A 15,719-nucleotide genomic window follows, 5' to 3' on the forward strand; every position below is an offset into this window, starting at 1 on the left:
GTCGAAAAACCAGGAACCCGCCCGTCAGCCGCACGTTGATTTCCCAGTGCCGGGACGAACCGGCTGCGCGGGCTGCAGCTTCCGGCTGGAGCCGCAGCCAAAAATCCGAAACAGCAAGAGCAATGGAAAGGCAAAGGCCATGGGCTTCTTTTCGAAGGACATCAAAACACTCGACGATCTCTTCGTGCACACGCTGCGCGACATTTATTACGCCGAGAAACAGATCGAGAAATCGCTGCCGAAGATGATCGACAAGGCGAGTGATCCGCAGTTGAAAGCCGGCTTTGAGAAGCATCTCGCCCAGACCAAGGGTCATATTCAGCGTGTCGAGCAGGTGTTCGAGCTGCACGGCGTGAAGGCCAAGGAAGTCGACTGCCCGGCCATCGATGGCATTCTCGAAGAGGCCGATGAGGTCAGCGGCGACATCGCCGACAAGGAGGTCCTCGACGCTGCACTGATCGCGTCCGCCCAGGCGGTCGAGCATTATGAGATGACCCGTTACGGCACCTTGATTGCCTGGGCCAAGCAACTGGGCCGCAGCGACTGCGCCAATGTGTTGGCCAACAACCTCAAGGAGGAACAGGCAACCGACCGCAAGCTTACCGAGATGGCGGAAAGCAAGATCAACCTGCAAGCCGCCGAGTAGGGCCGCGATCGAGAATGGAGTTCAGGCAAGGCTGGGCCGAAAGCCCGGACTTGCCTTTTGCGCCGCCGGAACCGGAACGGACTTTGCCCGTTCTCGGTTGAACGTTGTCGCGCAGGGAGTTTGTCATGGCGCCGCGCCCCGCCTGGAGAGGGTATCTCAAGCTTTCGCTGGTCACCTGCGCGGTCGAAGTGACCAATGGCGTCACCCAGGCCGAAAAAGTTTCGTTCCGCGTGCTCAACCGCAAGACTGGCAACACTGTCAGGCGCGTCTATGTCGATTCGGCAAGCGGCAAGCCGCTCGATGAAGGCGACGAGATCAAGGGCTACGAGATCGGCGACGGCGACTTCGTCCAAATCGAGGAGGAGGAGATCGAAGCCGTCCAGATCGAATCCTCGCATACGATGAGCCTCGACGGGTTCATCGAAAAATCTTCGATCCAGCAGATCTATCTCGACACGCCCTATTATGTGACGCCTGCGGACGATGTCTCGGAAGAGGCTTTTGCCGTCATCCGCGACGCCATGGCCGCCAAGAAGACGGCGGGCCTTGCCCGCATCGTGCTCTACCGCCGCGAGCGTCCGGTGGTCATCGAGCCGCTGGGCAAGGGCCTGCTGCTGACGACGCTGCGCTATGGCGATACGGTGCGCAGGCCGGAGATGGTGTTCGGCGACATTAAGCCGGTGACGACCGACGCCGAGATGATCAGGCTGGCCGAACACATTGTCGATGAGAAACAGGCGAAGTTCGATCCTTCCGAATTCGAGGACAAATACGAAAACGCGCTGATCGAGTTGGTCCGCGCCAAGAAGGCCGGCAAGAAGGCACCGAAGACCAAGGCAGAACCGCGACCCTCCAACGTCGTCAATCTCTTCGATGCACTGAAGAAGAGCCTTTCGTCGGAGGCCAGCCCGCCGGCAAAGGCCAGACGCCCGGCAAAAGGCGCCAAGTCCAAAGCCGCCCGGCGCAAATCGGCTTAGGATCAGACCATGGCCGGCCTCGAGCAATATCACGCCAAGCGCGATTTCAAGAAGACCGCCGAACCGGCCGGTAAGCTCGCGCGCGGCAAGAAAGCCGTGCCGGGTGGCATCTTCGTCGTCCACAAGCATGCCGCCACCAGGCTTCACTACGACCTTCGCCTTGAGCATGGCGGCGTGCTGTGGAGCTGGGCGGTGACGCGAGGCCCGAGCCTCGACCCGCATGAGAAGCGGCTCGCCGTGCATGTCGAGGACCACCCGTTCGACTATGCGCCGTTCGAAGGCACAATCCCCAAGGGCCAATATGGCGGCGGCTCGGTCATTGTCTGGGACGAAGGCACGTGGGTCCCCGAAGGCGACCCTGCCAAAGGGATGAAGAAAGGCCATATCAATTTCGAACTGCATGGCCACAAATTGCATGGCGCCTGGCATCTGGTGCGGCTGAAGCCGCGGCCCGGCGAAAAACGCGACAACTGGCTGCTGATCAAGTCCGACGATGCCGCCGCGCGTCCCGGTGAGGACATTTTGCAGGAGGCGCCGCAATCGGTGAAATCCGGCCTGACCATCGAGGACGTCGGCGAAGGCAAGACCGCCGACGGCAAGAAGCCAAGCGTCTGGCAGTCCGACAGGCCGGCCGCCGGCAAAGCGAAGGCTGTCGCGGCAAGGCGGCTCGAATTCGTCGAGCCGGCGCTCGCCACGCTGGAGCGGGACGCCCCGCCCGGTAAGGACTGGCTGCATGAGGTGAAGTTCGACGGCTATCGCATGCAGGCGCAGCTTGCCGGTACCGAGGTGCGGCTTTTGACACGCACCGGCCTCGACTGGACCGACAAATTCGGTGGCTCAATTGTCGCGGCACTTGGCGGCCTGAAATGTACCGATGCCGTCATCGACGGCGAAATCGTCGTGCTGGCGGATAATGGCGTGTCGTCCTTTTCGCTGCTTCAGCAAGATCTGTCGGCGGGCCGTACGGACCGTTTCATCTACTATGTCTTCGACCTGTTGCAGCTCAATGGTCAAGACATCCGTTCCGAGCCGCTGGTCGAGCGCAAGGAAAGGCTGCGCAGCCTGCTCGCCGGACAGACCGAAGAGCAGGCCGTGCGCTTCAGCGACCACTTTGCCGAGCCCGGCAAGATCATGCTGGAGCATGCTTGCCGCCTGGGCCTCGAAGGCGTCGTCTCCAAGCGTGCCGATGCGCCCTACCGCAGCGGCCGTGTTCCCTCGTGGGTGAAGTCGAAATGCACGGCGCGCCAGGAATTCGTCATCGGCGGCTACACGCCGTCGGACAAGACCGGGCGTGGCCTGCGCTCGCTGCTGGTCGGCTATCACGAGGGCGGCAAGCTGCGCTATGCCGGCCGCGTCGGCACCGGCTTCACGGCCAAAGGCACCAACGAGCTGAAGAAAAGGCTTGATGCGCTGAAGACGACAACCTCGCCCTTCGACAGCGCGGTGCCAAGAGGCAAGGGGCTGGTCTGGGTCAAGCCCGAACTTGTCGGCGAAGTGGAGTTTCGCAGTTGGACGTCGGACCGTATAATACGCCACGCGTCCTTCCAGGGATTGCGCGAGGACAAGCCGGCGGAGGAAGTCGTGCAGGAGAAACCGAAAGCACGCTCAGCCACGGCAGAGCCGAAGCCAAAGCCCGCCAAAACCGCAGGCGCGGCGAAAACCTCGGTTACGCTGTCCCGCCCTGACAAGCTTCTGTGGCCCGAGGAGAACGTATCGAAGCAGGATCTGGTCGATCACTACGCGCTGGTCTGGCCGCGCATGAAGCAGTTCGTCATCAACCGGCCGCTCAGCCTCGTGCGGGCGCCGGACGGTGTCGGCGGCCAACGCTTCTTCCAGAAGCATGCCTCGGCCGGCATGCACGACAAGATCGCCGTGATGAAGGATCCGACCGACGGCGAGGAGATATTGTTCATCCGCGATTTCGACGGTCTCGTGGCACTGGTGCAACTGGGCGTCGTCGAGATCCATATTTGGGGCTCGACCACCGACGAGCTGGAAAAGCCCGACCAGATCATCTTCGATCTCGATCCCGACGAGGGCGTCGACGTGAAGGCGGTGCGCGCGGCGGCACTCGACATCCGCGGCCGGCTCGACGAACTGTCCCTGCCGAATTTCGTCAAGACCTCGGGGGGCAAGGGCTACCACGTCGTCGTGCCGCTGAAGCCGTCGGCGGATTGGGACGAGGTCAAGGGCTTCGCCCATGAGTTCGCCCGAGCGCTCGAACAGGCCGCACCCGACCGGTACACGGCGACGCTGTCGAAGAAGGCACGCACGGGCAGGATTTTCGTCGATTATCTGCGCAACGGCCGCGGCGCCACCACCGTCGCCCCCTATTCGTCGCGCGCCAAAAAGGGCGCCACGGTATCGATGCCGGTGACCTGGGCGGAGATCGAGGCCGGATTGCCGCCCAACGCCTTTCCGATCGGCGACAAGACGACGCTGAAGCGGCTCGGGCAAGCCGACCCCTGGGCGGATTTTTTCAAGCAGGCCAAGCTGCTCAAGCGCGACTAGTGCATGTCGCGCAAAAGTGTGCAGCGGTTTTGCGATAACGACATGCATCAAAACAAGGACCTAAAGCGCATCGCATGAGGCCGGTCGAACGCGACGCGCTTTAAAGCAATTCCAGGAAAAGTATGAAAAGGTTTTCCGTCCGGAATTGCGTCAAAACAAAAAGACAGAGCGGTTCGGCGTTTCCGTGAAACGACGAATGCGTACTAGCGCGTCGAAGCGATCTGTCAGGCGAGAAACGTGTTCTCGAAGGCCTGCTTGCCTGCCGGTGAAAAGATCACGGCACGGCTGTCCTTCTCGCGCCGCGCCCATTTCTCGGCGAGGATCTTGTCGAGAATGGCGGCGCCCAGCGTGCCGGCAAGGTGCGAACGCCGCACGCTCCAGTCGAGGCACGCCCGGCACACCGGTCGCCGCGCTTTGGTATGGATGTCGATGCCGATCGCGGCGAAATGCGAGGCGGCCGACGGCCCAAGCTGGATCTCCTTGTCGTCGCGCAGGAGCACTTGTCGAGCGACAAGACGCTCCAGCATCGCCACCGCCTGCTCGCCGGCGAGGTGGTCGTAGCAGACCCGCGCCACGCGCATGGCCGCGTCGCGAGGGCCGGGTCGCACCCTCTGCGGCCCGACAGCAGCAGCGACGCCGGTGATGGCTTCGATCATTCCTGCCACCTGCGGGCCGGCGAGGCCGTAATAGCGGTGCCGTCCCTGGCTCGCCAGCGTCAGCAGCCCGCCTTCCATCAGCTTCGATAGATGGGAGCTCGCTGTCGGAAGCGACACGCCGGCTTCGAGTGCCAGTTCGCTCGCCGTCAGTGCTGTGCCGCCCATCAGTGCGGACAGCATGTTTGCCCGCGCCGGATCGCCGACCAGGCTGGCAATGCGGGCTATGTCAGGGCCTTCGCGCATAGTTCGTTCCTCATCGAAGCATCCTCGTCAGACAAGCATTAATCTCGATGCAAATCAAGGAGACGACGATGCCTGCAAGGACCATTCTCAGCGCCGCGCCTGCTCGCCGGCCGTTCCCGTTAATTGTCTTGCGCCGCTTGCGGCTGTGGCTCCTGAAGCGGTGGTACGACCGTCATTCGCAGCGCCTCGATCTCGCCGAAATCGACGATCATCTGCTGCGTGACCTTGGCCTGACACCCGAAGACGTCCGTCGCGAATACGCGAAATCCTTCTGGCAGCATGATCAGCGAGGGATTGCCTAGCATATCGATCTTCGGAACGTTTCGACCCGGCTCGAACTGTGGTCGCAAGAAACATCCACCCGCCAAGGAGGCGAAAATGACCATTACCTGCTTCATCCGCTACGAGATCGATCCGTTCGGCAAGGCGGCGTTCGAGGAATATGCCCGCAATTGGGGGCAGGCGATCCCGCGCTGCGGCGCCGATCTGATCGGCTATTTCGCGCCGCACGAAGGCTCGGCCACCACGGCTTATGCCGCCTACAACATCGACAGTCTTGCGGCCTACGAAGTCTACCGCGCCCGGCTCGCCGCCGATCCCGCCGGCAAGGCGAATTACGAGTTCGCCCGGCGGGAAAAATTCATCCTGAAGGAGGATCGCATCTTCCTCAAGCTGGCCTCCGCGCCGCATGGTCCTTTGGTGAAGCCATGATCGCCGTCATCTTCGAGGTCGAGCCGGCGGCGGGCAAGCGCGAAGCCTACCTCGGCATCGCCGCCGACCTGCGGCCGCTGCTCGACGGCATCGACGGTTTCCTGTCGATCGAGCGCTTCCAGAGCCTTGCCGATCCGAACCGCATCCTGTCGCTGTCCTTCTGGCGCGACGAGGAAGCGGTGAAGGCCTGGCGCAACACGCAGGAACATCGGCAGGCCCAGAAAGCCGGGCGCGGCGGTATCTTTGCCGACTATCGTTTGCGCATCGCCCACGTCGTGCGCGACTACGGCCTGACCGAACGCGCCGAGGCGCCAGCAGACAGCCGGGTGGTGAACGGATAGGGGCTGCTATGCATTCCCGATCAGCACCCCTGCCGCAAACACCAGCGCGCCACCCAGCACCACCTGGAAGGCGGCGCGCCAGAATGGCGTCTGCATATAGCGGTTCTGCACGAAGGCGATCGCCCACAGCTCGAAGAAAACCACCACGGCGGCGACAATGGTCGCCGTCCAGAAAAGCGGGATGAGATAGGGCAGCGCATGGCCGAGCCCGCCCAGCGTTGTCATGACGCCGACGGTCAGACCGCGTTTTGCCGGCGAGCCGCGGCCCGACAACTTACCGTCGTCGGAGGCCACTTCGGTGAAACCCATCGAGATGCCGGCGCCGATCGAGGCAGCAAGCCCGACCAGAAAGGTCTGGAACGTGTCGTGCGTGGCAAAGGCGGCGGCAAAGATCGGCGCCAGTGTTGACACCGACCCATCCATCAGCCCCGCCAGCCCCGGTTGTACGTAGGTCAGGATGAACTGGCGCTGCTCGGCCGCCGCCTCTTCGTCCTTGACCGCGCCCGGCACATGCTTTTGTTCGAGCCGCTGCGCTAGTGTCTCGTGGCCCTGTTCTGCGATCGCCAGATCGTCGAGCAGCTTTCGCGTCGACGCATCGCCTGTGCGCTTGGCCGCCTCGACATAGAACAGGTAGGCCTGCCGCTCCATGGCCTCGGCTTGGCTGCGCACATGATCGACGCCGAGCGGCCTCACCAGCCAGTCCGGTTTGCGCTCGTAATAACCCTTCACATGTTCGCGCCGGATCAGCGGTATCCGCTCGCCGAAACGCTTGCGGTAAAGCTCGATCAGTGAATCGCGATGGCCGTCCTCTTCCTCCGCCATCTCTTCGAACACTTTGGCCGATTGCGGAAAGCTTTCCGCCAGCCCGTCGGCATAGGCGCGATAGATGCGCCCGTCATCCTCCTCGGAGGAGATGGCGAGCGCCAGGATCTCCTGCTCCGAGAGCGATTCAAAGGAACGGCGGCCGAGGCCGAAAACGCGGGAAAGCATGAGAAATTCACCCTAGTTTAGAATAGTTCTAAACTATGACCTTGCACGTCGCCGGTCAATCGTGCGTGCTCCACTCATGCTCAAAAGCTACAGATTTCGAAACCTCGAGCAGGTCGTCGTTTGCTATCGGTGAACGTTCACTTATATAACCGAATCTGAACCAAGAGAAAGGAACCCGCAGATGCCGGAAAAACAGCAGCCGTTTGATCCCAAACCAGTCCTCGACCTGATCGCCAACATCGAGGCGGATCTGCAGCGCCTGAAAGGCCTGGTCGAGCAGCAGGTCGAAAAATTCGATCCCGCCAATCCGCACAACAAGGCTCCCGATGGCAAGTTGACTGAGGAGGGTGTCGAGTGCTGCTATCGCCTGTTCGACGAGGGCAAGTCGCGCTATTCGGTCGCCCAGCAGATGAAGATCTCCTTCGCCGCCGCCACCCACCGCTTCAACACCTGGCGTAAGATGGGCGGTCCCAAACGGCAAAAGACGCTGTTGGGGTGAGGAGCGGCGGCCAAGCCGGTCAATCGGCAACGATTTGTCGATTGAAGCGACGACCGCATGGCGGAGAGACGAGGAGGCGGCAGGTGGCAGGCACGCTCCTCTCCTGCCTGCAAGACGAATTGTAACCGTCACATTTTTTCATTGGTGCGCGGCCTCCCTTTCCGTGCACCATAGGCGGTCTCATTTCTTGCAGGACCTCGCCATGACCACCCCTCCCGGCATCGCCGATATCCGCAGCGCAGCAGCGCGATTGTCCGGCCTGATCGTCGAAACGCCGCTGATCGAATCGCCGGAGCTGAACAAGCGCTTCGGCGCCAGGATCCTGTTCAAGCCCGAGACGTTGCAGCGCACCGGCTCCTTCAAGTTCCGCGGCGCGTATAACAAACTGTCTTCACTGAGCAACGAAGAGCGCAGTCGTGGCGTCGTCGCCTTCTCGTCGGGTAATCACGCGCAAGGCGTCGCTGCCTCGGCGGCGATGTTCGGCGTCAAGGCCGTCATCGCCATGCCCACCGATGCGCCGGCGATGAAGGTCGGCAATGTCAGGAAGATGGGCGCGGAAGTGATCACCTTCGACCGGGTCCGCGACGATCGCACTGCCGTCGTCCGTTCTTACGTGGAAAAGGGCATGGTCCTGGTGCCGCCTTACGACGATCCGGCCATCGTCGCCGGCCAAGGCACGATCGGCCTCGAATTGATGCGCCAAGCAAGCGCGCTTGGCGTCAGCCTCGATGCGGTGGTGGTCCCCTGCGGCGGCGGCGGGTTGAGCAGCGGCATTTCGATAGCGGTCAAGGACGCCTCACCGGGCACCGCCGTCTGGGCCGTGGAACCCGAGCATTTCGATGACACACGCCGCTCGCTGATCAAAGGCGCCAGGGTGTCGAACGCGCCCGGCCACACCTCGATCTGCGATGCCCTTCTCGTCGCTGAGCCGGGCGCGATCACTTTCGAGATCAACCGCAAGAATCTCGCCGGCGCCATCGCCGTTTCCGACAAGGCGGTGGCACAGGCGATGCGCGATGCGATGGCTTGCCTGAAGCTGGTGGTCGAACCTGGCGGTTGCGTCGGCTTGGCCGCGCTGTCATCAGGCGAAATCGACCTTGCCGGGAAATGCATTGCCGTAGTGCTCTCCGGTGGCAATGTCGATCTCAGCACCTATGCCGAGATCATTGCTGCCGGCTAGGATAGCAACCAGTTCCAGGTCATGTGCCGATTCGAGGTGCTTGAGTGTCCGTTGCGCCCGGTCGAACCGGTACCCTTCAAAGACTGAGATCAATGAAACTGTTTTTCAGCCGCAATCCCAATCCTCGCCTCGCGGTCGCGGTGGCACGGTATCTCAAAGCCAAGGTCGAGTTCGAATTCGCCTCTCCCTTCGCTCCGGGGCAGGCCGAGCGCTTTCGGCCGCTCAATCCAAATCTTTCATTGCCTATCCTTGTGGGCTTGGGAAAAAGCCTCTGGGAGGCCGACGCCATAGCCTGCCGGTTTTCACGCGACACGCATTCGGATTTCTGGCGCGCTGGCGACGACGAGCCCGAGATGATCCGATGGCTGAGTTGGGGGAAAGAGAACTTCGCAAGAGCCTGCGATGTCGTGCATTTCGAACGCGGAACCAAACAGCGCTATGGGATCGGCCCGATCGATCAGGCGCGGGTTGAGGAAGGTCTGAGCGACTTCAGCACCGCCGCCGCAATACTTGATGCCGAGCTTTCCCAGCGAGACTGGCTGGTCGGAAATTCGGTTTCCTATGCCGACTTTCGAATGGCGACGTTTCTGCCTTTCAACGATGTCGCCAGATTGCCGCTCGATGATTATCCTTCTGTCGGCCGCTGGTATCGGCAGCTTGAAGAAATCGACGCTTGGCGCGATCCGTTCGAAGGCCTCAATGCGCCTGAATTGACGCCGGTCCCGGGTCAGGCCAAGTCGGTGTGAATCTCGGTCATTTGCACAAGCGGACCGAGTTCGACCCTAATCCAGCGTCCGGCGGAACCGCACCAGCGCCACGCCGGCGAACAGCGCCACGAACACCACCAGCCAGCCGATCTCCGTTGCCACCGCCGGCAGCTCGGCGCCCTTCAGCATCACCGCGCGGATGATGCGCAGGAAATGCGTCAGCGGCAGCACCTCGCCGAAAATCTGCGCCCAGTCCGGCATGCCGCGATAGGGGAACATGAAACCGGACAGCATGATCGACGGCAGGAAGAAGAAGAAGGTGAGCTGCAGTGCCTGCATCTGCGTGCGGGCAATCGTCGAGATCGTGTAGCCGAGCAGCACCAGCGCCAGCACGAAGATCAGGACGGCCGTCAACAGCAGAGACATCGATCCGGTGAAGGGGATGGCGAACAGAAGCTTCGAGGCTGCCAGCACCACCAGCACCTGCACGGCGCCGACCGCCAGATAGGGCAGCACCTTGCCCAGCATGATCTCGAGCGGGCTGGACGGCATCGCCAGAAGGTTCTCCATCGTGCCGCGCTCGGTCTCACGCGTCAGCGCGATCGAGGTCATCATTACCATCGTCATCTGCAGGATGACGCCGAGCAGGCCGGGCACGATGTTGTATTGCGATACGGCTTCCGGATTGTAGCGCCGGTGCACTACGACCTGGAGCTGGCCCCGGGCAGCTTCGGCCGCTGTCTCCTGCATGCCGCGCGCCCTGAGCAGCGCCTGGTTGGCAACGGTGCCGAGCGTCGAGATGGCGCCGCTGGCGACGGCCGGGTCGGTCGCATCCGCCTCGATCAGGATCTGCGGGCTGTCGCCACGCTCGACCCGTCGGGCGAAATCGGCGGGAATGGTGACGACGAAGGCAACGTCGCCGCGCGCCATCAGGAATTCGGCTTCGGCGGCACTTTGCGCGACATGGTCGAAGCGGTAATAGCCGGTGGTCTGCAGCGCCGAAACCATGGCTCGCGTGTAAGGATCGCTGCTCATCGCCACCAGCGCTGCCGGCAGGCTCTTCGGATCGTTGTTGATGGCATAGCCGAACAGCACCAGCTGCATCAGCGGCACGCCCAGCATCATGGCGAAGGTGATGCGGTCGCGCCGCATCTGGATGAACTCCTTGATCAGCAGCGCACCGAGCCTGGCGAAGGAAAAGACGCTGTTTATCCCGTTCTTCATCCCATATTGTCCTTCGAACCGGACATGAACTGGATGAACACATCCTCCAGGCTGGTCTCGCCGGGCGAGACCCTGACGCCCTTGTGGTCTTTCTCGACGTCGGCGAGCGCTGCCTGAAGCGCCGTCCTGTCGGAGCCGACTACATGCAGCGTCGCGCCGAACGGCGCCACCTGGTCGACGCCTGGGCGGCCATGAAGTGCGGCAGCGACCTGATCGAGCCGCGGCCCTTGCAGGACGAAGGTGGTCAGCCCGGCATTCCTCACCACGTCCTCAACCGTGCCGGTGGCCAGCATCTTGCCATAGGAGATGTAGCTGATGCGGTGGCAGCGCTCGGCCTCGTCCATGTAATGGGTGGAGACCAGCACGGTCAGCCCGCCGCTCGCCAGCCGGTGGATCTCGTCCCAGAATTCGCGCCGCGCCTTCGGGTCGACGCCAGCCGTCGGTTCGTCGAGCAGCAGCAGTTTCGGCTTGTGCATGATGCAGGCGGCCAGCGCCAGCCGCTGCTTCCAGCCGCCGGACAAGGTGCCGGCCAGTTGGTTTCTGCGTGATGTCAGGCCGAGCTCCTCAAGCGTCTTGGCCACATGTTCGTCGAGCGGCTTCAGCCGGTAGAGCCGTGCCACGAATTCGAGATTCTCGCCGATGGTGAGGTCTTCGTAGAACGAGAATCTCTGCGTCATGTAGCCGACTTCGCGCTTGATCCGCAGGCTGTCGGTGCGGATGTTGAAGCCCAGAACCGTGCCTTCACCCTCATCGGGCGTCAGCAAGCCGCACATGATGCGGATGGTCGTCGTTTTGCCCGAGCCGTTCGGCCCGAGGAAGCCGACGATCTCGCCCTCGGCCACGGTCATCGTCACATGGTCGACGACAGTCTTGTCGCCGAAGCGTTTGACCAGGCCGTGCACGTCGATGACGTTCATTTTCCGATGTCCGCCAGATCGACGTCGACGATCTGCCCGGGCTGCAATGCGCTGGCGTCGCCTTCCGGCCGCGCTTCGACCAGATAGACCAGCTTTTGCCGGGTCTCGAGCGAGTAGATCACCGGCGGCGTGAATTCCGGATCCGGCGACACATAGCTGACGCGTGCCTTCACGCCCGATCCGCAACCATCGCAATGGACGTTGAGCAGCGTGCCGACCTCGACCGAGGAGAACGCGCTTTCCGGCACATAGACGCTGAGCTTCACTGCGCCGTCCGGCAGTATGGAGATGACCGGCGCGGTCGGCCCGGCTGTATCGCCGGGATAGCGGATGACATCGTTGACCCTGCCGGGCGAGGGCGCCGTGAGCACACGCTTCGACAGTCGCCATTGCGCTTGCTCCAGCGCCGATTGCGCCTGCCTGACCTGATTGTCGGCGGCCTTGATCGTCTCCGGCCGTGCCGGCAGGCCGCCGACAGCGAGATTGGCTTCCGCCTGGCCGACCTGCGCGTTGGCCGTCTCCAGCGCCGCGGAAGCCGTATCATAATCGGCCTGCGTGCCGGTGCCGCGTTTGAACAGATCGCTGGCGCGGCTGTATCTGCGTTTGGCGTCGGCGGCCTGCGCTTTGGCCATGTCGACCTGCGCCCTGAGCACTGCAATCTCTTCCGGCCGCTTGCCGACCTGCAGGTCGGCAAGTTGCGCCTGGGCCTGCGCGAGGGCCGCCTCGGCCTGCGCGATGGCGATCTTGGCGTCGGCGTTTTCCAGCGTCACCACCGGCGTGCCGGGCGCTACGCGGTCGCCGCGCTTGACCGCAATCGTCTCGACCTGGGCCACCTCGATCGGCGCCAGCAGCACATAATCGCCCTCGACGTAGCCGACGGCGAGCGGTGCTGCCGGCGCGCAGGCGCTGAAAAGCTGGGCGGCAAGCGGCAAAGAACAGAGCAGGCTCATGATCCACGATCCTTCCGGACAGCCAAATCGCGCCGAGCTAAAATCGCGCTGAGATTGTCGGTTACTGTTGCCGCGATCTTGCCGGCCTCGTCATCGCCGATCTCGCGCCAGCCCATCCGGCGCATAACCGCCTCGCGGCCGATGCGGAAATAGACGACCTGGCCAATCAGCGTGAATACGGTGAGTTTAGTGCGCTCGCTCTCGGCCGGCTCGCCCGTCGACTGTTCCCAGATCAGGCAGAGCCGGTGATGCGCCGGTTCGAACACGCCGTCATAGATACGGTCGAGCGCGGCGGTTGGATGCGACAGCTCACGCAGGACGAACTGTACAATCTCGCCGGCTTCCGGCCTTGCCGCGATGAAGGCGACCATCCGCTCCAGTGCGACGGCTAAATGTGCCCGCGCGGCCTCGGTGTCCGCCAATGCCGCGGGCGGCGCTTGCAGATTGCCGATCGCCTGGCCCGCAATGGTCTGGATGGTGTCTACGATGTAGTCGGCCGCCGCGTTGCGGAGCCCTTCCTTGCCGCCGAAATGATAGGCGATCGAGCCGATATTGGCCTTGGCCTCAGCCGCGATCTGGCGCGTCGACGTGCCGTCGAAACCCTGGCGTCCGAACAGCTTCAGCGCCGCGCGCACGAGGGCCGTCCGCGTCATATCCGCGGCAGTCTTGGGCGCTTCATGAGGAAGGCCGCTGGCACTGGGCGATTTGATCATGGTCTATACTTTAATCAATCGAATGATTAGAGTCAACTGCGGTCAAGCGGCTTGCCAACTCTGGCCGTGCGCGCTTTAGTGCCTCGCCATGGGCAAGGAAATCGAGCGTAAATTCCTGGTCTCAGGTGAGGAATGGCGGGGAATGGTCAAGGCGGACATTCATATCCGTCAATTCTATCTTGTCGCCGAGCCTACCCGCACGGTGCGTGTGCGCATCAGCAATGATGCCGCTGCCAAGCTGACGCTCAAGTTCGGCAGCCAGGCCCGCGAGCGCGATGAATTCGAATATCCGGTGCCTTTGGCGGAGGCGCAAGAGATGCAGGCCTTTGCCATCGGACGTGTCATCGAGAAGACACGCCACCATGTTAGACACCGCGGCTATCTCTACGAAGTCGATGTCTTCGGCGGGACGCTTGCGGGGTTGGTGATCGCCGAGCTCGAGACGCAGGAGGATGTACCGGACGAAATGCTGCCAGATTGGCTCGGCCGCGAAGTCACCGGCGAGCCGAGATTTTACAACGCGTCGCTCGCCCTTGGGGGGATTCCGGAGATCGTCGCATGAGCTTTCGTATCGATCCGCGCATGTCGCTGACCGGCGAGGTCAGGCGCATCCTCGCCGAGGAGATCGGCAGGGCGCTCGTTCATCTGGACGCGGCGCATGACAGGCCCGAACAGGCGCTGCACAAGTGCCGCAAGCGGTTGAAAAACGTCCGCGCTTTACTGCGCCTAGTTCGTTCCGGGGACGAAACATTCTGCGTGACCGAGAATCAGTGCTACCGCCAGGTGGCGGCCCTGCTTGCCGGTCCGCGTGAGGCGACTGCGCTGGTCGAAACAATCGACCGGCTGGCGGCAAGCTTTCCCGAGCAAAGTGCCGGCGGCGGTCTCGGTGCCGTCCGCGACAGGCTCGTCGCGCGCCAGCATGAGCTGCATGTCGGAGCGGGCCTCGACGCTGCGATAGGCGCGGCGGTTGCCGCTTGCGAGGAAGGTGTCGTCCGCATCGACAAGCTCGCTTTGCCCGACCAGCCGGAGCAGGCTGCCGACGTGCTCGCCGAAGGCGCGCGCATCACTTTGCGCCGCGCCAGGAAAGCGCTGGACAAGGCCGCTTCGCGCGGCGCGGCCGATGATTTTCACGATCTGCGCAAGGCGGCCAAGACGCATGGCATGCATCTGTCGCTGCTCGGCAGGCTGTGGCCGACGCCGATCAAGACGCGGCGCAAGGCCGTCGACGAACTGGGCGAGCGGCTCGGCGAACTGCACGATGTGCTCGTCATGCGCGCGCTTCTCGATGCCGAGGACCAGCCGCTTGGCCCCGCTGAGGAGACGCGGTTGCTTGGCAAGCTGCTGAAGCGCTCGGAAAAGGGCCTGAAAAAAACCTGCCTCGCCGAGGCGGCCGAGCTTTTCGGCGACAGTCCGAAGCGCTCGACGAGGAAGCTCGCCCGTAAGGTGCGCGAGGATCTCATAGCGGTACCGCACGAAGACGCCGGCGCGCCTGGCGTGGGCTGATCATGGTCTAATTTGTCGCCCTGTGGTAATCGCCGTCTGGCATGACCGAGCCCGGCGACACGCTTCTGGACCGACTTGGCCGCTGGCTTGCCGGCCGGCTGCAGGAGGAATCGTCCGGCTACGAGCCTTACACGCCGTCGGACGCCGAAACGCTACGCCGCACGCTCGAGCCCGGCGACATCCTGCTCATCGAAGGCAACCAGAAGATCTCGGCGGCGATCAAATACCTCACCCAGTCGACCTGGTCGCATGCCGCCTTTTATGTCGGCGATGCATTGCCGGAGCCCGAGGACGGGTCGGAACGGCGGCGCCTGATCGAGGTCACGCTCGGCGATGGCTGCATCGCCGTGCCGCTGTCGCGCTACCGCAGCTACAACACCCGCATCTGCCGGGCGAGCGGCCTGGCTCCCGACGATCGCGAAGCGGTCGTCGCCTTCATGATCGGCAGGCTGGGTCTCAGATACGATCTCAAGAACATATTCGACATGCTGCGCTACTTCTTGCCGACGCCGCCGGTGCCGGTGCGCTGGCGCCGCCGCATGCTGGCTTTCGGTTCCGGCGACCCGACGCGCGCCATCTGCTCGTCGCTGATCGCCGAGGCTTACGGCCAGATCCGCTACCCGATCCTACCCGAGATTACCCGCGCGCCCGGCCGTGCCTCGGCCCAGTCGAGCTATTCGCGCAAGGAAATCCTGCACATCCGCCATCACTCGCTCTACACGCCGCGCGACTTCGACCTGTCGCCCTATTTCCGCATCGTCAAGCCGACGCTGGAATACGGCTTCGACTACCGGCAGATGGTCTGGGATGACAAGGCGGTCGCGGCCGCTCCGGAGACGAAGACCGCCGGATAGCCGCTCGATCTTGTGGTTTGAGCATGGGGCCTCCGAGAACCGGTTTTGCGGCCGATACTCTGGGGTAAGAAGCTCAGTCAGACTGGCTGCCCCCGAA

At 63.0% G+C, this 15,719-nt stretch carries 18 protein-coding genes; 12 read left to right on the plus strand and 6 right to left on the minus strand.

The window, feature by feature from the left end; genetic code table 11:
• The first annotated feature begins 139 nt into the window (after positions 1–139).
• The 3 genes from X760_RS52825 (at position 140) to ligD (ending at position 4,134) form a co-directional block, all read left to right on the plus strand.
• Positions 140–646 carry a ferritin-like domain-containing protein gene (locus X760_RS52825; RefSeq protein WP_023718852.1) on the plus strand — a complete coding sequence of 169 codons (507 nt, stop codon included), beginning with the start codon at positions 140–142 and terminating at the stop codon, positions 644–646.
• Between the two features lie 125 nt (positions 647–771).
• The gene (locus tag X760_RS52830) at positions 772–1,623 is read left to right on the plus strand and encodes a Ku protein (RefSeq protein WP_023718853.1); all 852 of its coding nucleotides are present in this window, start codon (positions 772–774) and stop codon (positions 1,621–1,623) included.
• A 9-nt stretch (positions 1,624–1,632) separates the two neighbouring features.
• Positions 1,633–4,134 carry a DNA ligase D gene (gene ligD, locus X760_RS52835; protein ID WP_023718854.1) on the plus strand — a complete coding sequence of 834 codons (2,502 nt, stop codon included), beginning with the start codon at positions 1,633–1,635 and terminating at the stop codon, positions 4,132–4,134.
• Positions 4,135–4,358: 224 nt separating this feature from the next.
• On the opposite strand, the gene X760_RS52840 is transcribed toward ligD, so the two are convergent.
• The gene (locus tag X760_RS52840; RefSeq protein ID WP_023718855.1) at positions 4,359–5,033 is read right to left on the minus strand and encodes a winged helix-turn-helix domain-containing protein; all 675 of its coding nucleotides are present in this window, start codon (positions 5,031–5,033) and stop codon (positions 4,359–4,361) included.
• A 68-nt stretch (positions 5,034–5,101) separates the two neighbouring features.
• Between X760_RS52840 and X760_RS74655 the strand changes: the two genes are divergently transcribed.
• From X760_RS74655 to X760_RS52855, 3 genes are all read left to right on the plus strand, one after another.
• Positions 5,102–5,335 (plus strand): DUF1127 domain-containing protein, encoded by a 234-nt coding sequence (locus tag X760_RS74655; protein WP_084642642.1) that lies wholly within the window; start codon positions 5,102–5,104, stop codon positions 5,333–5,335.
• Positions 5,336–5,411: 76 nt separating this feature from the next.
• Positions 5,412–5,744 (plus strand): NIPSNAP family protein, encoded by a 333-nt coding sequence (locus X760_RS52850; RefSeq protein WP_023718857.1) that lies wholly within the window; start codon positions 5,412–5,414, stop codon positions 5,742–5,744.
• Positions 5,741–6,085, plus strand: coding sequence for an antibiotic biosynthesis monooxygenase (locus tag X760_RS52855; RefSeq protein ID WP_023718858.1), 345 nt, complete (start codon positions 5,741–5,743; stop codon positions 6,083–6,085). The genes X760_RS52850 and X760_RS52855 overlap by 4 nt, the downstream gene beginning before the upstream one ends.
• A 6-nt stretch (positions 6,086–6,091) precedes the next feature.
• On the opposite strand, the gene mbfA is transcribed toward X760_RS52855, so the two are convergent.
• Positions 6,092–7,075, minus strand: a complete 984-nt coding sequence (mbfA, locus tag X760_RS52860; RefSeq protein ID WP_023718859.1) for an iron exporter MbfA — start codon at positions 7,073–7,075, stop codon at positions 6,092–6,094.
• 181 nt (positions 7,076–7,256) lie between these two features.
• Here mbfA and X760_RS52865 point away from each other — a divergent pair, with 181 nt between their 5' ends.
• The 3 genes from X760_RS52865 (at position 7,257) to X760_RS52875 (ending at position 9,500) form a co-directional block, all read left to right on the plus strand.
• Positions 7,257–7,574 (plus strand): hypothetical protein, encoded by a 318-nt coding sequence (locus X760_RS52865; RefSeq protein WP_023718860.1) that lies wholly within the window; start codon positions 7,257–7,259, stop codon positions 7,572–7,574.
• Between the two features lie 202 nt (positions 7,575–7,776).
• On the plus strand, positions 7,777–8,754 hold the full coding sequence (locus X760_RS52870) for a threonine/serine dehydratase (RefSeq protein WP_023718861.1): 978 nt from the start codon (positions 7,777–7,779) through the stop codon (positions 8,752–8,754).
• A gap of 92 nt (positions 8,755–8,846) precedes the next feature.
• A complete protein-coding gene (locus X760_RS52875; protein WP_023718862.1) occupies positions 8,847–9,500 on the plus strand; it encodes a glutathione S-transferase family protein in 654 nt (217 codons plus the stop codon).
• Between the two features lie 36 nt (positions 9,501–9,536).
• On the opposite strand, the gene X760_RS52880 is transcribed toward X760_RS52875, so the two are convergent.
• From X760_RS52880 to X760_RS52895, 4 genes are read right to left on the minus strand one after another with little or no spacing between them, the layout of a single operon-like run.
• Positions 9,537–10,673, minus strand: coding sequence for an ABC transporter permease (locus X760_RS52880; protein WP_023718863.1), 1,137 nt, complete (start codon positions 10,671–10,673; stop codon positions 9,537–9,539).
• A gap of 8 nt (positions 10,674–10,681) precedes the next feature.
• Positions 10,682–11,602 (minus strand): ABC transporter ATP-binding protein, encoded by a 921-nt coding sequence (locus tag X760_RS52885; protein ID WP_023718864.1) that lies wholly within the window; start codon positions 11,600–11,602, stop codon positions 10,682–10,684.
• The gene (locus X760_RS52890; RefSeq protein ID WP_023718865.1) at positions 11,599–12,552 is read right to left on the minus strand and encodes an HlyD family efflux transporter periplasmic adaptor subunit; all 954 of its coding nucleotides are present in this window, start codon (positions 12,550–12,552) and stop codon (positions 11,599–11,601) included. Before X760_RS52890 ends, X760_RS52885 begins: the two co-directional genes overlap by 4 nt.
• Positions 12,549–13,205 carry a CerR family C-terminal domain-containing protein gene (locus X760_RS52895; protein WP_245278582.1) on the minus strand — a complete coding sequence of 219 codons (657 nt, stop codon included), beginning with the start codon at positions 13,203–13,205 and terminating at the stop codon, positions 12,549–12,551. Before X760_RS52895 ends, X760_RS52890 begins: the two co-directional genes overlap by 4 nt.
• A gap of 148 nt (positions 13,206–13,353) precedes the next feature.
• On the opposite strand from X760_RS52895, the gene X760_RS52900 reads away from it, so the two are divergent.
• The 3 genes from X760_RS52900 to X760_RS52910 are packed head-to-tail and all read left to right on the plus strand — an operon-like array spanning position 13,354 to position 15,622.
• Entirely contained in the window at positions 13,354–13,827 is a 474-nt protein-coding gene (locus X760_RS52900; RefSeq protein WP_023718867.1) for a CYTH domain-containing protein, read from the plus strand.
• Positions 13,824–14,768 carry a CHAD domain-containing protein gene (locus tag X760_RS52905; RefSeq protein WP_023718868.1) on the plus strand — a complete coding sequence of 315 codons (945 nt, stop codon included), beginning with the start codon at positions 13,824–13,826 and terminating at the stop codon, positions 14,766–14,768. Before X760_RS52900 ends, X760_RS52905 begins: the two co-directional genes overlap by 4 nt.
• A 41-nt stretch (positions 14,769–14,809) precedes the next feature.
• Entirely contained in the window at positions 14,810–15,622 is an 813-nt protein-coding gene (locus X760_RS52910; protein ID WP_023718869.1) for a hypothetical protein, read from the plus strand.
• The last annotated feature ends 97 nt before the right edge of the window (positions 15,623–15,719 follow it).

Origin of the sequence: Mesorhizobium sp. LSHC420B00 (genome assembly GCF_000503055.1) — a bacterium.
Lineage (GTDB): Bacteria > Pseudomonadota > Alphaproteobacteria > Rhizobiales > Rhizobiaceae > Mesorhizobium.

Coding starts and splice junctions, on each gene's coding strand:
- X760_RS52895 (WP_245278582.1), bottom strand. CDS start 13,205: ATGACGCGGACGGCCCTCGTGCGCGCGGCGCTGAAGCTGTTCGGACGC.
- X760_RS52825 (WP_023718852.1), top strand. CDS start 140: ATGGGCTTCTTTTCGAAGGACATCAAAACACTCGACGATCTCTTCGTG.
- X760_RS52830 (WP_023718853.1), top strand. CDS start 772: ATGGCGCCGCGCCCCGCCTGGAGAGGGTATCTCAAGCTTTCGCTGGTC.
- X760_RS52890 (WP_023718865.1), bottom strand. CDS start 12,552: ATGAGCCTGCTCTGTTCTTTGCCGCTTGCCGCCCAGCTTTTCAGCGCC.
- X760_RS52875 (WP_023718862.1), top strand. CDS start 8,847: ATGAAACTGTTTTTCAGCCGCAATCCCAATCCTCGCCTCGCGGTCGCG.
- X760_RS74655 (WP_084642642.1), top strand. CDS start 5,102: ATGCCTGCAAGGACCATTCTCAGCGCCGCGCCTGCTCGCCGGCCGTTC.
- X760_RS52840 (WP_023718855.1), bottom strand. CDS start 5,033: ATGCGCGAAGGCCCTGACATAGCCCGCATTGCCAGCCTGGTCGGCGAT.
- ligD (WP_023718854.1), top strand. CDS start 1,633: ATGGCCGGCCTCGAGCAATATCACGCCAAGCGCGATTTCAAGAAGACC.
- X760_RS52910 (WP_023718869.1), top strand. CDS start 14,810: ATGACCGAGCCCGGCGACACGCTTCTGGACCGACTTGGCCGCTGGCTT.
- X760_RS52885 (WP_023718864.1), bottom strand. CDS start 11,602: ATGAACGTCATCGACGTGCACGGCCTGGTCAAACGCTTCGGCGACAAG.
- X760_RS52855 (WP_023718858.1), top strand. CDS start 5,741: ATGATCGCCGTCATCTTCGAGGTCGAGCCGGCGGCGGGCAAGCGCGAA.
- X760_RS52870 (WP_023718861.1), top strand. CDS start 7,777: ATGACCACCCCTCCCGGCATCGCCGATATCCGCAGCGCAGCAGCGCGA.
- X760_RS52865 (WP_023718860.1), top strand. CDS start 7,257: ATGCCGGAAAAACAGCAGCCGTTTGATCCCAAACCAGTCCTCGACCTG.
- X760_RS52905 (WP_023718868.1), top strand. CDS start 13,824: ATGAGCTTTCGTATCGATCCGCGCATGTCGCTGACCGGCGAGGTCAGG.
- mbfA (WP_023718859.1), bottom strand. CDS start 7,075: ATGCTTTCCCGCGTTTTCGGCCTCGGCCGCCGTTCCTTTGAATCGCTC.
- X760_RS52900 (WP_023718867.1), top strand. CDS start 13,354: ATGGGCAAGGAAATCGAGCGTAAATTCCTGGTCTCAGGTGAGGAATGG.
- X760_RS52850 (WP_023718857.1), top strand. CDS start 5,412: ATGACCATTACCTGCTTCATCCGCTACGAGATCGATCCGTTCGGCAAG.